14 protein-coding genes are annotated in these 17,263 nt (G+C 54.7%); 9 read left to right on the top strand and 5 right to left on the bottom strand.

The features are described 5' to 3' along the window. The first annotated feature begins 141 nt into the window (after nt 1-141). On the top strand, nt 142-633 hold the full coding sequence (locus JJB07_RS06585; protein WP_201632471.1) for a hypothetical protein: 492 nt from the start codon (nt 142-144) through the stop codon (nt 631-633). A gap of 2,019 nt (nt 634-2,652) precedes the next feature. Here JJB07_RS06585 and JJB07_RS06580 read toward each other — a convergent pair. The 3 genes from JJB07_RS06580 to JJB07_RS06570 are packed head-to-tail and all read right to left on the bottom strand — an operon-like array spanning nt 2,653 to nt 6,358. Continuing rightward, the gene (locus JJB07_RS06580; protein ID WP_201632468.1) at nt 2,653-4,515 is read right to left on the bottom strand and encodes an ATP-binding protein; all 1,863 of its coding nucleotides are present in this window, start codon (nt 4,513-4,515) and stop codon (nt 2,653-2,655) included. 3 nt (nt 4,516-4,518) lie between these two features. Beyond that, nucleotides 4,519-5,577 (bottom strand): DNA double-strand break repair nuclease NurA, encoded by a 1,059-nt coding sequence (locus JJB07_RS06575; protein ID WP_201632466.1) that lies wholly within the window; start codon nt 5,575-5,577, stop codon nt 4,519-4,521. A gap of 4 nt (nt 5,578-5,581) precedes the next feature. Continuing rightward, on the bottom strand, nt 5,582-6,358 hold the full coding sequence (locus tag JJB07_RS06570) for an enoyl-CoA hydratase/isomerase family protein (protein ID WP_201632463.1): 777 nt from the start codon (nt 6,356-6,358) through the stop codon (nt 5,582-5,584). Between the two features lie 134 nt (nt 6,359-6,492). Between JJB07_RS06570 and JJB07_RS06565 the strand changes: the two genes are divergently transcribed. Together JJB07_RS06565 and JJB07_RS06560 are read left to right on the top strand one after the other, a co-directional pair. Next, a complete protein-coding gene (locus tag JJB07_RS06565) occupies nt 6,493-7,677 on the top strand; it encodes an aminotransferase class I/II-fold pyridoxal phosphate-dependent enzyme (protein WP_201632460.1) in 1,185 nt (394 codons plus the stop codon). Nucleotides 7,678-7,703: 26 nt separating this feature from the next. Beyond that, nucleotides 7,704-8,927, top strand: a complete 1,224-nt coding sequence (locus JJB07_RS06560) for an alanyl-tRNA editing protein (RefSeq protein WP_201632457.1) — start codon at nt 7,704-7,706, stop codon at nt 8,925-8,927. Nucleotides 8,928-8,980: 53 nt separating this feature from the next. Here the strand turns inward: JJB07_RS06560 and JJB07_RS06555 are convergent, their stop codons facing one another. Next, entirely contained in the window at nt 8,981-9,271 is a 291-nt protein-coding gene (locus tag JJB07_RS06555; protein WP_201632454.1) for an Mpo1-like protein, read from the bottom strand. A 77-nt stretch (nt 9,272-9,348) separates the two neighbouring features. Beyond that, complete coding sequence (locus tag JJB07_RS06550) at nt 9,349-10,545, bottom strand: iron-containing alcohol dehydrogenase (protein WP_201632451.1); 1,197 nt, start codon at nt 10,543-10,545, stop codon at nt 9,349-9,351. A 174-nt stretch (nt 10,546-10,719) separates the two neighbouring features. Between JJB07_RS06550 and JJB07_RS06545 the strand changes: the two genes are divergently transcribed. The 6 genes from JJB07_RS06545 to JJB07_RS06520 are packed head-to-tail and all read left to right on the top strand — an operon-like array spanning nt 10,720 to nt 17,248. Beyond that, a complete protein-coding gene (locus JJB07_RS06545) occupies nt 10,720-12,387 on the top strand; it encodes a spore germination protein (protein WP_236587630.1) in 1,668 nt (555 codons plus the stop codon). Nucleotides 12,388-12,398: 11 nt separating this feature from the next. After that, entirely contained in the window at nt 12,399-13,511 is a 1,113-nt protein-coding gene (locus JJB07_RS06540) for a GerAB/ArcD/ProY family transporter (protein ID WP_283809080.1), read from the top strand. Continuing rightward, complete coding sequence (locus JJB07_RS06535) at nt 13,504-14,670, top strand: Ger(x)C family spore germination protein (protein WP_201632445.1); 1,167 nt, start codon at nt 13,504-13,506, stop codon at nt 14,668-14,670. Before JJB07_RS06540 ends, JJB07_RS06535 begins: the two co-directional genes overlap by 8 nt. Nucleotides 14,671-14,688: 18 nt before the next feature. Beyond that, nucleotides 14,689-14,922, top strand: coding sequence for a hypothetical protein (locus JJB07_RS06530; protein ID WP_201632442.1), 234 nt, complete (start codon nt 14,689-14,691; stop codon nt 14,920-14,922). Nucleotides 14,923-14,941: 19 nt separating this feature from the next. Then, on the top strand, nt 14,942-16,057 hold the full coding sequence (locus JJB07_RS06525; RefSeq protein ID WP_201632439.1) for a GerAB/ArcD/ProY family transporter: 1,116 nt from the start codon (nt 14,942-14,944) through the stop codon (nt 16,055-16,057). A gap of 27 nt (nt 16,058-16,084) precedes the next feature. Next, nucleotides 16,085-17,248, top strand: a complete 1,164-nt coding sequence (locus tag JJB07_RS06520) for a Ger(x)C family spore germination protein (RefSeq protein WP_201632436.1) — start codon at nt 16,085-16,087, stop codon at nt 17,246-17,248. The last annotated feature ends 15 nt before the right edge of the window (nt 17,249-17,263 follow it).

The following is a 17,263-nucleotide window of genomic DNA, read 5'->3' as shown; positions in this document are numbered from 1 at the left end:
GATACGATCCTCCTCTTAATTTACAATTTTATTTTCATTTTGAACAGAACTTGACAAGCTTTAGAATTGCATCTTGCGGCGGAAGAGTCTACAATCAAAAGAGTTGAATTCTCTATTGGAGTAGAAAACGAGGGAAGCCAAATGGAACAGAAGAAAAAAATGCAGTCCAGCACTAAATGGATCATCGCCTCGGTGATCATCATCTTGACCATCATCTACGGCGTGTACGGATATACGCCGTTTTACTCGCAAGTCGAGTATGTAAAAGGCCCGTCGCAGACGCAGCACGACTTGAGCAAGCTGCCGAACTTGACGTTTGAAGAGCCGAAAACCGACGCAGCCACTCCGGTGCGCGGGCCGGTCGAGTATTTGAAGACCGGATTGCAAGGGAAAAAGTACACCAAGATCGAAGCCGAGTACCAATTGCTGACCGACACCAAACCGGGCACGATCGAGCCGGATGCCTTGCAGAAGAACCCGAACCTCGCGTTTGGCGTCAAGCAAGTGCCCGCCTACATCATCTCGTTCAGCGGCGACGACTTCACGGCACAGGAAGGCACGAACCACCATGAGATCGTGTACGTCGTGGATGCGAACTCCGGCGAGAAAATGTACGAGTTCAGCTACCGATAAGTCACGGCATGAAAAAAAGCTCTTGGACACGCGGGTGTCCAAGAGCTTTTTTTTATGGTTTCTCTATACAAATTTGTACTCTATTCAGTAAGATGATATACAATAAAGCAAATCTAGCACTGCTAATCTATAAAATGTAGTGTGTACAAGTATTCAAAATGGTAGATTCAACCTAACGAGATATGCTTGTTTTAAAGTGACGTGGCTTGTGGACGATTTCGCTTGCTGTGTCAATTTGATCTTAAAATAGAGACAAAGGTATTCTTCCTCCCTCTTTCTTGAGTTCTGGCACTGTTGTTGACCCATTAACGTGAGACAGTATTCTCGTACAATCTAGCTGCCAGCTCTGGTTGTAAGTTCATCACAGTGATGATGTCTGTATGTTATGTCCAGATACACTTCAAGATGTGCTAAGTGGGTTTCTGTTCCTCCTACTCTTCACATGTTGTTCTGCCTGCAACAAGTGTGTCGTGTCAGAACTTCAACTTGCTAAATCTGAACACCATGTTCATGTGTTCTACTGGGTTCTCTAGGACATACTTTGTATGTAGTCACATTCAAGATGAAGTGATGCAACTACAAGTACTTGTTGTATGACAGAAGTGATCCGCAATCAGATTACTCGTTGTTCCCCATATCTGTATACGCACTACCCATTTAGCTACATACTGTACTTGAGGCACAAATCATCACTCAATGAACTTGAACTCATTACCTCTCCTATAGCATCCCTAACGATTTGACAACAAATCTATGAATAACCTTAGTAGAAATTACAGATCTCTACTTTCCTACCACAAGTAATCTACAGACAACACTCTGCATGAATACTAGACTGTAAAAAATTTTCGGCCCCTCCTCGGACGCTGGAGACGTCCGAAAAGGGGCCGAGTCAAACCTAGATGAACAGTTTTATCAGAGACCATATGATCTCGATGACTTGAATGACAACCTCAATGTCAATGTCGAAGAGATGATTCATCATTGGCCTCACCACCCCCTTTCTTTTGTTTGGAAGGGGGAACCTTCATGTACAGTTTGTACGAATCTCGTTGTTGCTAGTCAGCTGGAAATACCGTTTTTTCATGCAAAAGAGGCCCTGTACAGTCAATGTGTACAGGGCCTTTTTGACGTTCAATGGAACGGAAGGAGATGCCTATTAAGGCAACGGGGGCTCTTATATATGGTGGGAGCCGGGAAGGCACGGCTGAAATTGATGTAGTTCGATTGAGAGTGACGACCTATTCCCACGACCCAGGCGTTCCAGAGCGTATATATGAAGGAAGTTAAGGTATTACGCCTCTGCTCCAGTCCATGAAGTGTCGCGATAAGCTTATTCAAACTACTCGTGGTCAAGTAAATATTCATCGTATCCAAAATGTGCATCGAAGTTGCTTTCAAGTTGAACTTGCATCGCTTTTTGAAAAAAGCCCTCACTTTTCTGGTCGTTCTGCGCGACAAGCAAGTTTGCATATTGCAAGGTTGGTTTCAAAGTGATTCATGTGTTCGCTCAAGACTTCTTCAAACCAAGCTATCGAAGGTTGTATGTGCTTGGCCTCATTAGCCCAATTGCATATCCCTTGGCTGCAGAGGATTGTGCCCGTATCTATCGCTCATTCATACGTCGATTATCACTGCCCAAAACGCATGTTTTATGCCTCCCGGTTGGTAAAGGTTTGCTGCGAGACCATGGTGGACGTGGCGGCTGTCAGGGTACTTTTTGACGAGAGCTTTTATACGTTTCAGATCTGCTTCGGTTTTGGCTAGGTTCGTGCAGGCTCGTTAAGATCAGGGATTCGCCTGCGTGCGACATGTAGGTGCCACGAATGTACTTTTCGATTCCTGGTTGGAGTTCGACTGTGTCTGCCTGGACTATGTTGGTTGTTACGAGAAGAACGATGGCAAGCACCGCCGTATGTAGAAAAGGCGCATTTCAGAACATCACACCACTTCAGGGCTATTCGATTGTATGAGTCGGAACTAAAAAAACCACCGATGGATGGGTGGTTTTTTCAATAATTAGGCTTTGCTGTACCGCGCCCCAAACGGGGTGCTGACTTTCATGAGCTTGCCTTGGTCCACGAAGTCTTCCAAGGTTTTCTCCAACTCGTCGAAGGAGAGCAGACGCCCGACTTTGCGCCCGATTTCGGTGAGGTAGGCGTTGAGGTTCGAGGCGTCGATGGGCAGTGAGGGCAGGACGGCTTCCCAGACTTTGGCGTCTTGTTCGGCGAACCCTTCTTCGAGCTCTTCGAACGGGTTTTTGAAGTGGGGCGATGTGGTTTTTGAAACGCGGATGCGAACGGCGGTCGTGCGGCCCGTAATCGCAGACGAAATGAAGGCGGTACCCGACGACAAGTATGGGAGTCGTGCCGCTTCCTCGGCGGTGATGTCCGTCTCTTCCTTAATAACTGCGATATCCACAGAACGCACCGTGCGGAAGACCATTTTGGTCGAAAGCTGTGCGGTAATCGTGTCGTCCAGCAACGCCGGTCGCTGCGTGGCGAAGACGAGGAAGACCCCGTACTTCCGCCCTTCTTGCGCGATCTCCTTCAGGACACCCTTCGCCGGAGCGGGGATGTCGCCCTTGGGCGCGAAGTTGTGAGCTTCGTCGGTGATGATGACGAACGGCGGGAACTTTTCTTCGACGGGGCGGCCTTTTTGAATCGAGTCGCGGTAGTCGCGGCGCTTGCGGTAGAGTTTGCGCACGACGTAGAAGGCGAATACGTTCAGGAAGTACATCGAACCGCGGATGACGACCAGTTGCCTTTTTGCAAACGCTTCTTCGACTTTCTTGGTCCCCGCACTCGTGAACACGCCCTCCATCTCCAAGCGCGTCAAACGGCGCAGGACGGAACGCAGAGTTCCGGAGAAGCCGCCTACTTTGTCCTTGTATTTGACGAGCAAGTCGTGCAGGAGCGTCACTCGTTCCCGGTCAGCCGGGTTCAGGTATTCGTCTCGGGACTGCTCGCGAATTTCCTTTTCATTGTCGAGCGCTTCGGCGAGGTTCGCCATGCGGGTGGAGTAGGTCAGGAAACTGTCCGCTTTTTTGTGCAGAACTTTGATCGCCGTCTCCATCGCGTCGGTGATGCTGCCCGACGAGGCCCGCAAGAGCGAGACGATGTCGTCGGCAATCAACTCCGAAAACTCAACCCCGATGTCCTCCCCGGCGTCGAGCGTCACGAAACGCTTTTTGAAAGTCTGGCGGAAGTCCTCCGGCAGATCGGGGAACTCTTGGTCGAACGTCAGCTCAAAGTGCGGGTCGAACACAACCGCCGGCACTTGCTTGAGCATCAATTCCTCCAGCAACACCCGCAGACCGAACGATTTCCCCGACCCCGAACCGCCGAAGATCCCGATGTGCGGGTATTGGTCCATCGACTTATAATCGAACACAAACGGCACGCCGCCTTGCTCGCCGACGCCGTTTTCCTTGTCAAACAACAGCGCCACGTGCTGCAACGACTCCGGCATGTCTTTGGCAATCTCACGCGATCCTTGGATCACGCCGAGCGTCAGGCCTTCGTGGGGCTTCCTTTTAATAAGCAGGTCTTCCACCTCGGCAAAAGACGGCACCCGCGCCTGCGCCCCGACTCGAATCGGGGTCGGCAGTTCTTCGATCAAGCGCAGTTTCGCGAGGTGAATTTCTTCGTCCTCAATATCAAACCCCACCGAACGCAAGCCTTCCAGCACCGATGTATCCACGAGGTTGCTCTGCTCAGACGCCAGCGGAATGTAGCGGTTAAACGTCCGCGTCTCAATGACTTCCGCCTTGGGGTTCCGGTGGTCAGGGTCTTCGATGATCAAAATTTCGTTTATGTGAAACTTGCGCGTACGCGACGCCACCCAAGCTTCCAGTTGGGTCGTCTGTCCAACGATTTGCATCTCTTAGAAGTCCCTCCTATCCCGCTGCGGCCGCAGAAACGACTCGATGTTCTCCACGTCCACGTTGGTCTTCACAATCAAGTCGATCTGCTTCTTGGTCAGCCGCACTTCCGCATCGACCACATCGAGCCAGAGCGGAATCCCCCGCGACTTGTTCGGCGTAATCGTGTAGATGAAATCGATCACATCTTCCACCGCATCCGCCTGTTCACGCAAAAAGTCACACGCGCCCGCTTGCGGCAAGTCGGAGAGGCGGGTGAAGACGGTGTAGAACTCGTTTTTGATCGGGCGGTCGAGGGAAGTTTTCAACCATTCGCCCTGGTTGAGCGTGCCGAAGAGAATCTCCCGGTCATGGCGATGCACGAACCCGTTCAGCACGTCTTCTCCAAGTCGCGATTGCAAGCGGTAGGAGCCGACTTCCTCAATGACACCGACGACCACCGAACCCATCGTCAACGCGAGATCTTCGAACTGATCCCACAACTCGCCACCCTTGCCTTTCAACCGCGAAAAACCACCGTCCATCAACACCAGATGCGGGGAAAAACGCTCGATGGCCTCCATCGCCACTTTTAATTCCATCTCGACCATCCGTTGATCGGCGAGCATGAAATAGGCTTGCTGTTCGGCGAGGTCGTTTACGCGCTCTGTATCGTCAAGCCCCTCGTTCACCCGAATCTCATGGCGGCGTTCTTCGAGGAAGTTCCGAATCTCCCGCAGGTTGTCCGGCAGAAGCGGTGAGATCATCTCGACCCGCTCCACGGCAGTTTCGCCGTTTCGCCCCGGCATCGTCGATTTCGCCAACGACTTAAACAGATGCACCGTATACGGGTAGTTGCCCCCGACTTGGTTCACCGAGCCATCCACACCGACAAGCGGACGTCCGGAAAAAATCGCCTCGGTCTCAGGGCCCGACAGGCGCCGCGCTTGGCGAAACTCCCCGACGGAGGTCTCAAGCGCCGCCCGCAACTTCGTGTTCGAAACGCGGTCGCGGCGCTGGTTGTGCAAATTGCGGTTCAGCCCTTGCAACTGCTCCGCCAGCGTGAAGATCCCAGTGCTCATCTCTTCACCCCTTTTTCCGTGTCAAAAACGCATCCACCGCCGCATCGTGCTCAGGCGTCATCCACAGACGCGAACACAGCGCCGTCTCTCTCTCCATCGCATCGTGAAGCGGCAGATCCTCCATCTCGTTCAACAACTGCAACAAACTCTGGACCGCCCCTGCTGAATTTCCCGCAATCTGAGCCGAAAACTTCTTCGCTGCCTCCAACACGTCCTCAGCCGGAACCACTTCGTCAAAAAAGCCGATCTCCCGCGCCCGGTGCGCGTCGATCACTTCGCCGGTCAAGATCATCCGCAACGCCTGCTGACGTCCGACGATTTTTTGCAGAAGCACGCCTCCGCCCCAACCCGGCGCGATGCCAAGCTTTACTTGGATAAAACCAACCGTCGAAGTTTCCGACCCAATTCGAAAATGGCAGGAGGCCGCCACTTCTCCACCGCCCCCGCGGGCCGCTCCGTTGACCGCGGCGATGACCGGCTTCGGGAATTGGGCGATTTTTTCTAAGACATGGCGCATCTGCGACATTTTTTCGTAGACTTGCTCTTCCGTTTTCAGCTCGGAGTGAAATTCCTTGAGGTCGCCCCCCGCGACAAATGTGCGGGTGCCTGTCCCTGTCAAGATCAGCACGCGAACCGAATCATCCTCGCGAGCACGATCCAATCCGATTGACAGTCCTTCCATCACCGCCGTGTTGACGGCATTGCTCGCATCGGGGCGGTCGATGCGCAGGATGGCGAGGCCATCTGTTGGAAATGATTCATATCGTACAACATCATTCATATCGATAGGATTCCTTTCTATGGTAAAATGAAGGAGTATTCTCCGCTGCGTCTGTGTCTACAACATCCTCATCCTACCATAAACGCGGCAGGATTCGAACCCGAGAACTACGAAGCAGGAGGCCCCTACCAACTATGAAACCAGCAGATAAACTTCAATACCTGACCTCGTCCATCTTCACCGAGATGGCGAATCACAAGCACCGTTTGATGGCGCAAGGCCGCGATGTGATCGACCTTGGCATCGGCTCGCCCGACTTGCCGCCGCCCGAACATGTTCGCCAAGCACTTGCGGACGCGGTGCTTGCAGGCAACACCTACGGTTACGCGCACCAACAGGGATTCCCGACGTTGCGCCAAGCATTTTCGGAATGGTTTAAAAAGCGGTTTCACGGCGTGGAACTCGATCCGGCGACAGAAGTTCTGACGCTGATGGGTTCCCAAGACGGTCTCGCGCACTTGCCCGCCGCTCTGATGAACCCCGGCGACGTCGCGCTGATCCCCGACCCGTCCTATCCGGTGTACGCAGCAGGTCTGCATCTGGCGTCGGTGGAAGTCGCCCCGTTGCCCTTGCTCGCGAAGAACGGCTTCATGCCGGACTTTGACGCCATCCCCCAAGACGTGGCCGAAAAAGCCAAGATGATGTTGATCTCCTACCCCGGCAACCCGATCCCGGCGATGGCCGACGAGAGCGTCTATCGCCAAGCGATCGAGTTTTGCAAAAAGCACGACATCGTGCTCGTCCACGACCTCGCGTATTCGGAGCTGGCGTTTGACGGGTACCGTCCGATGTCGATTCTGGAGATACCGGGTGCGAAGGAAGTTGCCGTTGAGTTCCACTCGCTGTCCAAGAGTTTCTCGATGGCGGGCTGCCGCATCGGATTCCTCGCAGGACGCGCAGAAGTTGTCCAAGCGCTCGCCACGCTCAAATCGAACATCGACTACGGCGTGTTCGGCGCAATCCAAACGGCGGCAACCGCCGCTCTGACCGGCGACCAATCCTATACCCGTGAGATGTCCCGCGTCTACCAAGACCGTCGTGACGCATTGATCGACGGACTGGGCGAACTGGGCTGGGAAATCGAGAAGCCCAAAGCGACGATGTTCGTCTGGGCGAAATTGCCTTTTGAAATTCCGTCGATGGAATTCTGCCTGCGCCTCGTCGAAGAAGCCAACGTGGTAATGATTCCGGGCCGTGCATTTGGCGAGCAAGGCGAAGGCTATGTGCGCATCGCCCTCGTTCAACCGGTGGAACGACTGCGGGAAGTGGTGCGTCGAATTGCGGAGAGCGGAATCCTTGAGCCGATGAGAACCAAGTAACCAATCCCGAGGGAGGACCCTTACCCATGACAGGCAAACTGTATTACGATGACCCGTACCTGCGCCTCTTCACGGCGACGGTGACCGACGCGGGCGTCGAAGCAGACGGCACGCCGTTTGTCGTGCTGGATCGCACCGCGTTCTACCCGACCGGCGGGGGACAACCGTCGGACCAAGGCACGTTGAACGGAATCCGCGTCCTCGACGTCGAAGAAGTCGAGAACAGCATCCACCACCGTCTGGAAAAAGCGGACTTGGCCGTCGGCACGTCCGTCGAAGGCGTACTCGACTGGGAACGCCGCTTCGACCACATGCAGCAGCATACGGGGCAACACATCCTCTCCGCCGCGTTCGAAGAACTTTTCGACGCCGCGACGGTCGGTTTCCATCTCGGGCGAGAGATCGTGACGGTCGACATTGCATTGCCCGACCTGACGCCGGAGATCACGGAGAAAGTCGAGAGTCTGGCGAACTCCATTGTGTTTGAAAACCGCCCCATCGACGCCCGTTTCGTCGATGCGGAAGAACTCGCCCTGATGCCGCTTCGCAAAGCACCGAGCGTAACCGAAAACATCCGCATCGTCACCATCGCGAATTTCGATTACAGCCCGTGCGGCGGCACGCATCCGCATCGCACAGGTGAAGTCGGCCCGATCAAGATCTTGAGCTACGAACGCTACAAAGGCAACGTCCGCATCGACTTCGTCTGCGGATGGCGCACGCTCAAAGTCATGACAGACAAGCAACACATCCTCCGGCAGATGTCTCGTCAACTCACCGCCGGTGAACACGAACTGCCTGACAAACTCGAACGCCTCCTCGCTGAGCGCAAGGAACTCAGCACGGGGCTTCAAGAAATGAAACAGCAGTTCCTCCATGCCGAAGCGGAAACCCTGCTCAACGAAGCGCTCTCCAGACGCGGCACGCTCGTCGTCGCCCGCACGTTTGAGGAACGCTCGATGCAGGACTTGCAACGTCTCGCCCAACGCATGACGGAGCGCGAACCGTCTGTGATCGTGCTGTTCATCTCGTCCGGGGAGAAAACGCAGCTCGTCTTCGGACGGGGCAACGCCGTCGGACTGAACATGAACAACATGCTCAAGTCGGTTCTCCCCATGATCGACGGCAAGGGCGGCGGTTCGCCCTCCCTCGCCCAAGGCGGCGGTGTCAGCAAGTTGGCACCCGTTGACCTGCTCGATGACGTGCTTCAGAAGTTGGAGATCGAACTCGTTCAAATCTCCGGCATGTAACAGACCGTGAAAAAAAAGACTCCGTACGCCCTCGGGCGTAGCGGAGTCTTTTTTTACTTCAACGGTTTCCCGGTCACGAATCCCGCCACGCGCTTCAAGATCCAGAGCGGACCGACGAGCAAGTAGATCGGGTTTTTGAAAAAGGACGGCGGGTTGCCTTCGAAGGCATGCCCGATAAACTGGAAGATCCAGCCGACGACGAACAACGCGAGCGCCCACTGCCAACTCCAGAACACCACTGGAATCGAAACGACGATCATCGGAATGCCGATGGCGTGCGTGAGTTTGTTCATCGGGTGTTGGTGGTCGCGCTTGTATTTTTCAAGGAAGCTCAGGTTTTCCATAAGCTGTGACTCCCCTCTTTTTCTGATAATTATAGCATATTCACGAGGGGAGCGTTTCTGTTGTTTGCAGATGCGGATTAGAAGCTTTCTTCGTAGATCTTCAACACGTCCGGCTCCCGCAACTCACGGGTCGCTTGGATGAACCCGGCTCCACGTCCGCCGACGCGCACGGCATCGGCCGCCATCGGGGCGAGCGAGTCGCGGTCGATCCCGACTTGAGAGAGTTTGAGGTAGACGTCCATCGATTTGAACCAGTCGATCATCGCTTTGATCGTTTTCTCCGCAGCGACACGATCATCCGATTCTTGCACGCCAAACACCGTGCGACCCAGACGAGCGATGCGATGCGGGCGGTCTCCGGCGACGACGCGGAAGTACGCCGGTGCCAAGATCGCCAAGCCTCGACCGTGCGAGATGTCAAACCAAGCGGACAGCGTATGCTCCATCGCATGAACCGGGAACGCTCCACCTCGACCGCTGTTCGGAATTCCGATCAACGCAAGCGTCGAAGCCCACATCAGCGCGGCGCGCGCTTCATAATTCTCCGGCTCTTTCACAGCAACCGGGCCCCATTCGACCGCAGCGCGCATCAGCCCTTCGGTGACATGGTCTTGAACGTGAGCGTCCTCCGCCCCCGTCAGATACGCTTCGTACAAATGCGTGAACATATCGACGGCACCGTCTGCCGTGTAGCTCGGAGATACGGTGTACGTCAATTCCGGGTCGATGATCGCCACTTTCGGGTAGAGAGCGGGACCGCCGACGCCGCCTTTTTCCTTGGTGAGTTCGTGGGTGAGCACACCGCCTGAGTTTGCTTCTGAGCCGGTCGCTGCCAATGTCGGGACGGTCATGATCGGCAGAGCTTCCATGACGGGGAGCAGTTCTTGCCAACGACCCGTCTGGTTGCCCGAGATATACTCGTGGCTTGGGATCGACGAAATCGCCACCGCTGCAATCGCCTTGGCTGCGTCCATCGCCGAGCCGCCGCCCAGACCGATGACCACTCCGCAATTCTCCTCACGTGCGATCCGACCGCCCTCATCCACGGTGTGCGTGCGCGGGTTCGGTTCAATGCGGTCGAAAACGACCGCCTCTACGCCGGCCGCTGCCAGCGAATCCAGCACTTTTTGCAAAACGCCGGTCTTGCGAGTGGAGAAGCGTCCCGTTACGACGAGCGCTTTGCCCGCGATTCGAGCTGCTTCCGCTCCGACCTTATGTACTTCACCACGCCCGAATACGATCCGGGTGGGCATGTGCAGTTGAAAGTCCAGCATGTGAGTTCCCTCCGATTTCCGTTCCTTCATGTATGTACAGACAATCTCAGTATAACAAACCTCAAACTGACTTCAAACTCTATGCGTAAACCTTGGTGATTTCGGGAAAATTAACCTCGATTCTAGCAAAAACACCCAAAATTGCCTGCGGGCCCCCAGAGGAGGTGTACCTCGATGCGAAAACGCTTCCCCCGTTTCAAACGAACCAAGCGCGACCGGTTTCAAAAAAACATGGAAGCAAACGACTCGGCAGAAACCCAAGCAACAGAACCCGAATCCGAACCGGAGACCGACACAACCCCGGAACCTCCTTCGAAAAAAACGATGACCGCCGTCTCCGCCAACCTGGACGTCAATCACGAGTATCTACAAAAACTGTTTGCCAAGTCCTCCGACCTCGTCATCCGCGAGGTGCTCTTGTTCCATGGTACCCCGGCCATACTGGTGTTTCTCGACGGACTCGTCAACCTCAACCACCTCGATGAAGTCGTGCTAAAACCGTTGATGCAAGGCGTTGGTCGGGACGGCATGCAACTCTCCCCGCCTCCTCCACAGGACGCAGACGAACTGTTGCGAAAGTTTCTCGCCGTCGGGCAAGCTCGCCACGTTCACAACATGAACGACGCGATCGACGCCTGCATGTCCGGAGACACGATGTTTCTCCTCGACGGCTTTCCGATGTCTGTCATCGTAAGCTCGAAGCAATGGGAGCATCGGATGCCCAGCGAACCGGATACCGAATCGGTGGTGCGCGGTCCACGCGAAGGCTTTGTTGAAAATATCCGAACCAACACCGCCCTCTTGCGTCGGCGCATCCGCACCCCTCATTTTCAAATGGAAAGCTTGAGAATCGGCCGCGTTTCCAAAACGGACGTGGTGATGAGCTATATCGAAGGAATTACGAAAGACTCCTTGGTCGAAGAAATTCGATCGCGTCTCAAGCGCATCGACATCGACGGCGTGCTGGACAGCGGCTACATCGAAGAGTTTCTGGAGGACCAGCCTTGGTCGCCGTTCCCGACCATTCAGCCAACAGAACGCCCCGACACGACAGCAGCCGCTTTGCTGGAAGGTCGGGTTGCGATCCTCGTCGACGGCAGCCCGTTTGTGTTGATCGCCCCCAGCAACCTGTGGGGGAATTTGCAGTCTAATGAAGACTATTTCGAGCGTTTCATGTTTACCACTCTCATTCGATGGCTTCGCTACATCTTCACGATTATCGCTCTGACGTTGCCTTCGCTCTATATCGCGATCACCACGTTTCACCAAGAGATGATGCCGACCAACCTCCTGCTCTCCATCGCCGCCGCCCGCGAGTCGTCTCCGTTTCCGGCGCTCGTCGAAGCGTTCGCGATGGAAATCACATTTGAAGCGTTGCGAGAAGCCGGGGTACGGCTCCCGAAAACGGTCGGTCAAGCGGTCTCGATCGTCGGGGCTCTCGTCATCGGGCAAGCGGCGGTCCAAGCGGGCATCGTATCTGCGCCGATGGTCATCGTCGTGTCGCTGACGGGGATCGCCAATTTTACCATCCCGCGCTATACGTTTGCGCTCAGCGTTCGGATGTTGCGATTCCCGTTGATGATCCTCGCCGGAACGTTCGGCTTGTACGGAATCGTCATCGGTCTGATCGCGATCATCGTCCATGTCTGCTCGCTTCGCTCGTTCGGCGTCCCCTACACGACACCCGTCGCTCCACTGAAATTGTCAGGACTGAAAGACTTGTTGGCACGCGTTCCTTGGTGGGCGATGAACAAACGACCAAGCCCCGCCAATGAAATTCGAGTTCCCTACGGACAGAAGCCCCATCCGCCCCAAGACGACATGGAAACGGAACAAAAGTGAGGTGAGCCCATCTGCAGCACAAACACGACATCTCCTCGACGCAACTCGGCATGATGATCACCATGATCGTCCTCGGCACCACCATTTTGTTCGTCCCCGGACTCTCCATCCACCTCGGCGGTCGAGACGCCTGGCTCGCTCCGCTTGCTTCCGGGCTTGTTGGGCTGTTCATTGTGATGACACTCCTCAAACTCAGCAAGTGGTTTCCGGGGCAAACACCGATCCAATACTTCCAAGTCCTGTTTGGCAAATGGCTCGGCCTCGCCATCGGCTTGTATCTGATCTCCGTCCTCTTGCGACAATTTGCCACGATGATACGGGAACTAACCGACTTCACGACGACCGTTACCCTGACCCGAACGCCGCCGGAGTACATCTTGATCCTGATGCTCGCCGTGGTCTATTACGGGGTTCGCCAAGGGCTGGAAGTGGTCGCGCGCGTCACGCAGTTGGTTGTGATCATCGAGTTGATTCAACTGGTTTTCAGCGTCGTTTCCCTCTCCACCAAAGACATAGACCTCGATCATCTCACACCGCTTTTTGAAAATGGGCCTCTGCCCTTTTTGCGCAGCAGTATGTTTATCGTCTCGTGGTTTGGTGAATTGCTCATCGTCGGATTCCTGCTCCCCTCCGTTCGCTTGAAGCAGGGCGCGAAAAAAGCCGGAATCTATGGGATCGGTGCCGTCACCGTGTTGCTTATCCTCGCAAATGTGTACACCCTCGGCGTCTTCGGAGAAGTGATCGCATCTCGTCTCCAGTACGGCTTGTATGAAGTGGCGCGCTACATCTCCATCGCCAATTTTTTAGAACGGCTCGACCCGATCGTCATGGGCGTCTGGATTCTGTTGATCTACTGCAAACTGGCGATTTTTTGTTACGCGGTCTCGATTGCCGTCTCTCAACTGTTTTCCTTGCCCGATTATCGTTCGGTCGTCGGTCTCGTCTGTCTGGTCGGTGCGGTGATGAGCGAGCACATGTACAGGCATCAGGCTGACATGATGCATTTTTTAGAAGTGATCTATCCGCCCTATGCCTTGCTGATGGCATTGGTCGGCCTGCCGTTTTTGCTATTCTTGGGGTTCCTTCGCAAAGGGAAGCGAAAGGAGGCGCCGTCCCGTGCGTAATGCAAGCCGTAGACGCAAAGCCATTCTCGCGGTCGCACTCGCGAGTTGCGCGATCTTGAACACGGGGTGCTGGAACCGTGTCGAGATCAACGACATCGGGATCTCCATCGCAGCCGCACTTGATACAGCCCCCAATCACCGTGTGCGTTTCAGCGAGCAAATTGCGTTGCCCGGTCGGATGAGCGGCGGACGAGGAGCCAGCGCGGAGAACAAACCGTACTTCACCTTCTCAGGCGTGGGCCTCGATCTCGGCGACGCCATGCAAAACATCCAACAGCACATGTCCCGGGAATTGTTTCTCGCGCATCGCCGGATCTTCCTCATCTCCGAAGACATCGCCCGCGAGAATCTGAAAAAATACCTCGACGAGGTCAGCCGCAACCCGCAAAGTCGTTTGCGAACTTCGATTGCGATCACCAGAGGCAAGGCCTATCCCTATCTGCGCACGCAATTTCCGTTTGAGACGATCCCCGCAGAAGGTCTGCGCAAAGTCCTGTTCGGCGTCTCCTCCAATTACCGCATGGACTTGAAACAGTTGATGATCATGCTGGCCTCGCCCACAGGCGACGCCTACGTCCCGATGATCAAAATGGAAACGCCGTCGCCGCACGACAAACCGAATTTTACCGCAAACGGCATCGTCGTGTTCCATCAGGGACGAATGGTCGGTGAATTAAATGATGAACTCGCAAACGGCGTCCTCTGGCTTCGAAAGCAGCTCAAAACGGACACCTTGACGACCACCATCCCCAAACACCCCGGCAAAATCAGCTGTGAGATGATGCGTTCCCAAACCAAATACAAAGTCACGATGAAAAACGGCCATCCGGCCATCGACGTCAACATCACGCCGGAAGGAACGGTGTGGGAGAACAACACCGACTTGAACTTAGACGATCCAAACGCAATTGATTTGGTCGAGGAAATGTTCTCCCGCCAAACGAAAACCGTACTTGAAGAAGCCCTGCACAAACTTCAACACGACTACGACGCAGACATTGTGGATTTTGGCGAGCGTGTGCATCACGCGTTTCCCAAACAATGGCCCGCCCTCGTGAAACACTGGGACCAAGAATTCGCCAACATGCCGGTCACCGTACAAGTCGACTGGAAAATTCGCCGCGTCGGCATGACAGGTTCGTCGACGGTTGAACGCTGACCCAAGGAGGAACACCACATGGCCAAAGCGATCGGCATCTTCCTATGCTTTGCCCTCATCGGGGCCTATGAGTTCCCACGCATCTGGCATCGAAAAAAAAAATACGACCTCTGGATGTACGGAGGGCTCTTTCTGGTTTCGGTAACGTACTGCATGCTCTACGTGCTTGATGTCCCCCTACCCGATCCGAACTCCCTGGTCCGTCTGGTATTTGGAGGGATCGGCGAGAAGTTGATGACGCCGGGCACCTGACGAGAGGAGGAGATAGGCGATGAAGACCGTACAGCTCTCCCTGTTGCAAACCTTCTTTCTCTTGACTGCGATGATCATTTCCACCGGGCACTTCATCTTCGTCCGCATCGTCTTGATCTTCACAGGCCGCGACGGTTGGATGGTGGTTGCGCCGTCCATCGTGCTTGGAAGTCTGGTGCTGATCTCGATCATCCAACTTCTCAAACGCTTTCCGAACCAAACCCTGATCGAAATCACACACAACGTGTTTGGCAAATGGCTCGGTCGGCTGCTCACCATTCCGTACCTCTTGTTTTTCATGGCGGTGCCGGCGTTGCTCATACGCGCGATCGGCGACTTTCTCCCCACCACGATGCCGTCCACCCCGTACTCGGTTATGACGACGGTCATCGTGGTGATCGCGTGCATCACCGCGCGTCTGGGCATCGAAGTCATCGGACGCTGTGCCTTGCTCATGTTGCCAATGCTTGTCGTGATCGGGTTGTTGGCGAGCTTGCTGACGATGAAAGACAAGCATTACGAATACCTCTTGCCGATGCTGGAAACGAGTTTTCGCGGTTTCTTGCGCGGAACGGCGACACTGTCCGGCCTGTTTGCCGAGTCGGTGGTGGTCGGCATGATTTTTTTACATGTGCCCAAGAAAAAGTTGAAGACAAAACCGATCCTCGTGTTTTTCACGATCATCGGGTTGATGTTCATCGGACCGATGACGGGACCTGTCGCCATGTTTGACATCGAATCGGCGAGCAAGTTTCACTATCCGACCTTCGAGGAGATCCGCTACATTCAGATCGCCAATTTCCTGGAACGACTCGATGTCCTCGGCATCGTGCTCTGGACGTTCGGGACGTTTCTGAAGATCACCACCTTCATCTACGCGCTTACCATCGGCCTCAAACAGTGGTTCGGACTCCCGGATCACAAACCGCTGGTCTTCCCGCTCGCCATCATTTTGCTGCTTCAATCGACGGGGATCGCGTCCACCCGCTCCGAAGTGTGGATCTATCTCATGAAAGTGTATCCGCTGTTCACCCTCACCGTTGGACTCTTGCTGCCGTGGCTGACCTTGCTCACGAGTCTGATTCGAAAAAAAGGCAGTCCCGCCGACTCCCAAGAGTCTCCCGCTGCCGCCTAGATGCTGTTCGGGAAAGGAGGTTGCCTCTTGCCCAGACGTTTTCTCTGTTTGTTGCTCATCCTGAGTTTGTCAGTTCTGCCCGGTTGTTGGGACCGCACCGAGATCAACGATTTAGGAATCGCCATCGCGGCCACGATCGACCTCACACCTGACAACAAGATCATGTTCAGCGAGCAGATCTATTTGCCAACCCCGCCCGGCAACGGCGGCGAACTCGGCGTCTCGATGGCGGGAGGGCAACCCTACTTTGTCTTCTCCGGCATCGGAGACGACATTCGGGCCGCACACCAAAACTTACAGAAAATGATGTCCCGCCGCCTGTTCATCGCCGACCGCAACTTGTACCTGATCTCTGAAAATGTCGCCAAGCGCGGCATCCAACCGTACATCGACGAACTGGTCCGCAACCCGCAAAGCCGATTGCGCACGCATGTAGCCATCACCAAAGGAGATGCCGTCGACTATCTCAAAATCAAATACCCGTTTGAACAGACGCCCGGTGCCGCCCTGCGCAAACTGGTGTTTGGCAACGTTTCCAACTACAACGTGGATTTGAACCACATGATCCGAGAGTTGCAAAAACCCGGTGAGCAGGTCGCCGTACCGATGATCAAAATCAACCCCACCTCCCCGAACGGCGAAGAGGCGTTCCAAAGCGCAGGAATTGCCGTGCTCAAAAACGGCAAACTGATCGGCGAAGTGCCCTACAAGCAAGCCAAAGGAGTGCTCTGGCTGCGAGATGAGATGAAGCACGATGTAGAAACACTGAGCATCCCGAACCACGGCACAGTCACCATCAACTTGCTCCAACAACACACCGACACCAAAGTCGAAATCAAAAACGGCCATCCTACCCTACATGTGACGATCCTCTGCGAAGACGACGTCGTCGAAAACAACTCCGACATCAACTTGACGGTGCCGGAGAACCTCGATCATCTTCAAACCCTGTACTCGAACCAAATCAAACAAAACATCCTCTCCGTGCTCGACCTGCTCCAACACAAGTACGACGCAGACATCTTGCACGCCGCCGAGACGGTCCACCGCCAAGCCCCCAAGGAATGGAGAGACCACCTGCGAAAAAACTGGGACGAAGAGTTTGCCAAAATGCCCGTCCACGTCGAAGTCCAATCGAAAATCGAACGAATCGGCATGACCGGCACGTCTCTTTCTCAAGACAGCAAATAAAAAAGCTGAAACTTT

It is taken from the genome of Tumebacillus amylolyticus, from assembly GCF_016722965.1.
GTDB classification, from domain to species: domain Bacteria; phylum Bacillota; class Bacilli; order Tumebacillales; family Tumebacillaceae; genus Tumebacillus; species Tumebacillus amylolyticus.
The sequence above is the reverse complement of the archived record's forward strand: the minus strand, read 5'-3'. Positions and strand labels throughout refer to the sequence as shown.

Excerpts from the sequence above, each read along its gene's own strand:
- JJB07_RS06555 (WP_201632454.1), bottom strand. The coding sequence starts at position 9,271 with ATGGAAAACCTGAGCTTCCTTGAAAAATACAAGCGCGACCACCAACAC.
- JJB07_RS06585 (WP_201632471.1), top strand. The coding sequence starts at position 142 with ATGGAACAGAAGAAAAAAATGCAGTCCAGCACTAAATGGATCATCGCC.
- JJB07_RS06580 (WP_201632468.1), bottom strand. The coding sequence starts at position 4,515 with ATGCAAATCGTTGGACAGACGACCCAACTGGAAGCTTGGGTGGCGTCG.
- JJB07_RS06525 (WP_201632439.1), top strand. The coding sequence starts at position 14,942 with ATGAAGACCGTACAGCTCTCCCTGTTGCAAACCTTCTTTCTCTTGACT.
- JJB07_RS06545 (WP_236587630.1), top strand. The coding sequence starts at position 10,720 with ATGCGAAAACGCTTCCCCCGTTTCAAACGAACCAAGCGCGACCGGTTT.
- JJB07_RS06550 (WP_201632451.1), bottom strand. The coding sequence starts at position 10,545 with ATGCTGGACTTTCAACTGCACATGCCCACCCGGATCGTATTCGGGCGT.
- JJB07_RS06530 (WP_201632442.1), top strand. The coding sequence starts at position 14,689 with ATGGCCAAAGCGATCGGCATCTTCCTATGCTTTGCCCTCATCGGGGCC.
- JJB07_RS06560 (WP_201632457.1), top strand. The coding sequence starts at position 7,704 with ATGACAGGCAAACTGTATTACGATGACCCGTACCTGCGCCTCTTCACG.
- JJB07_RS06570 (WP_201632463.1), bottom strand. The coding sequence starts at position 6,358 with ATGAATGATGTTGTACGATATGAATCATTTCCAACAGATGGCCTCGCC.
- JJB07_RS06565 (WP_201632460.1), top strand. The coding sequence starts at position 6,493 with ATGAAACCAGCAGATAAACTTCAATACCTGACCTCGTCCATCTTCACC.
- JJB07_RS06575 (WP_201632466.1), bottom strand. The coding sequence starts at position 5,577 with ATGAGCACTGGGATCTTCACGCTGGCGGAGCAGTTGCAAGGGCTGAAC.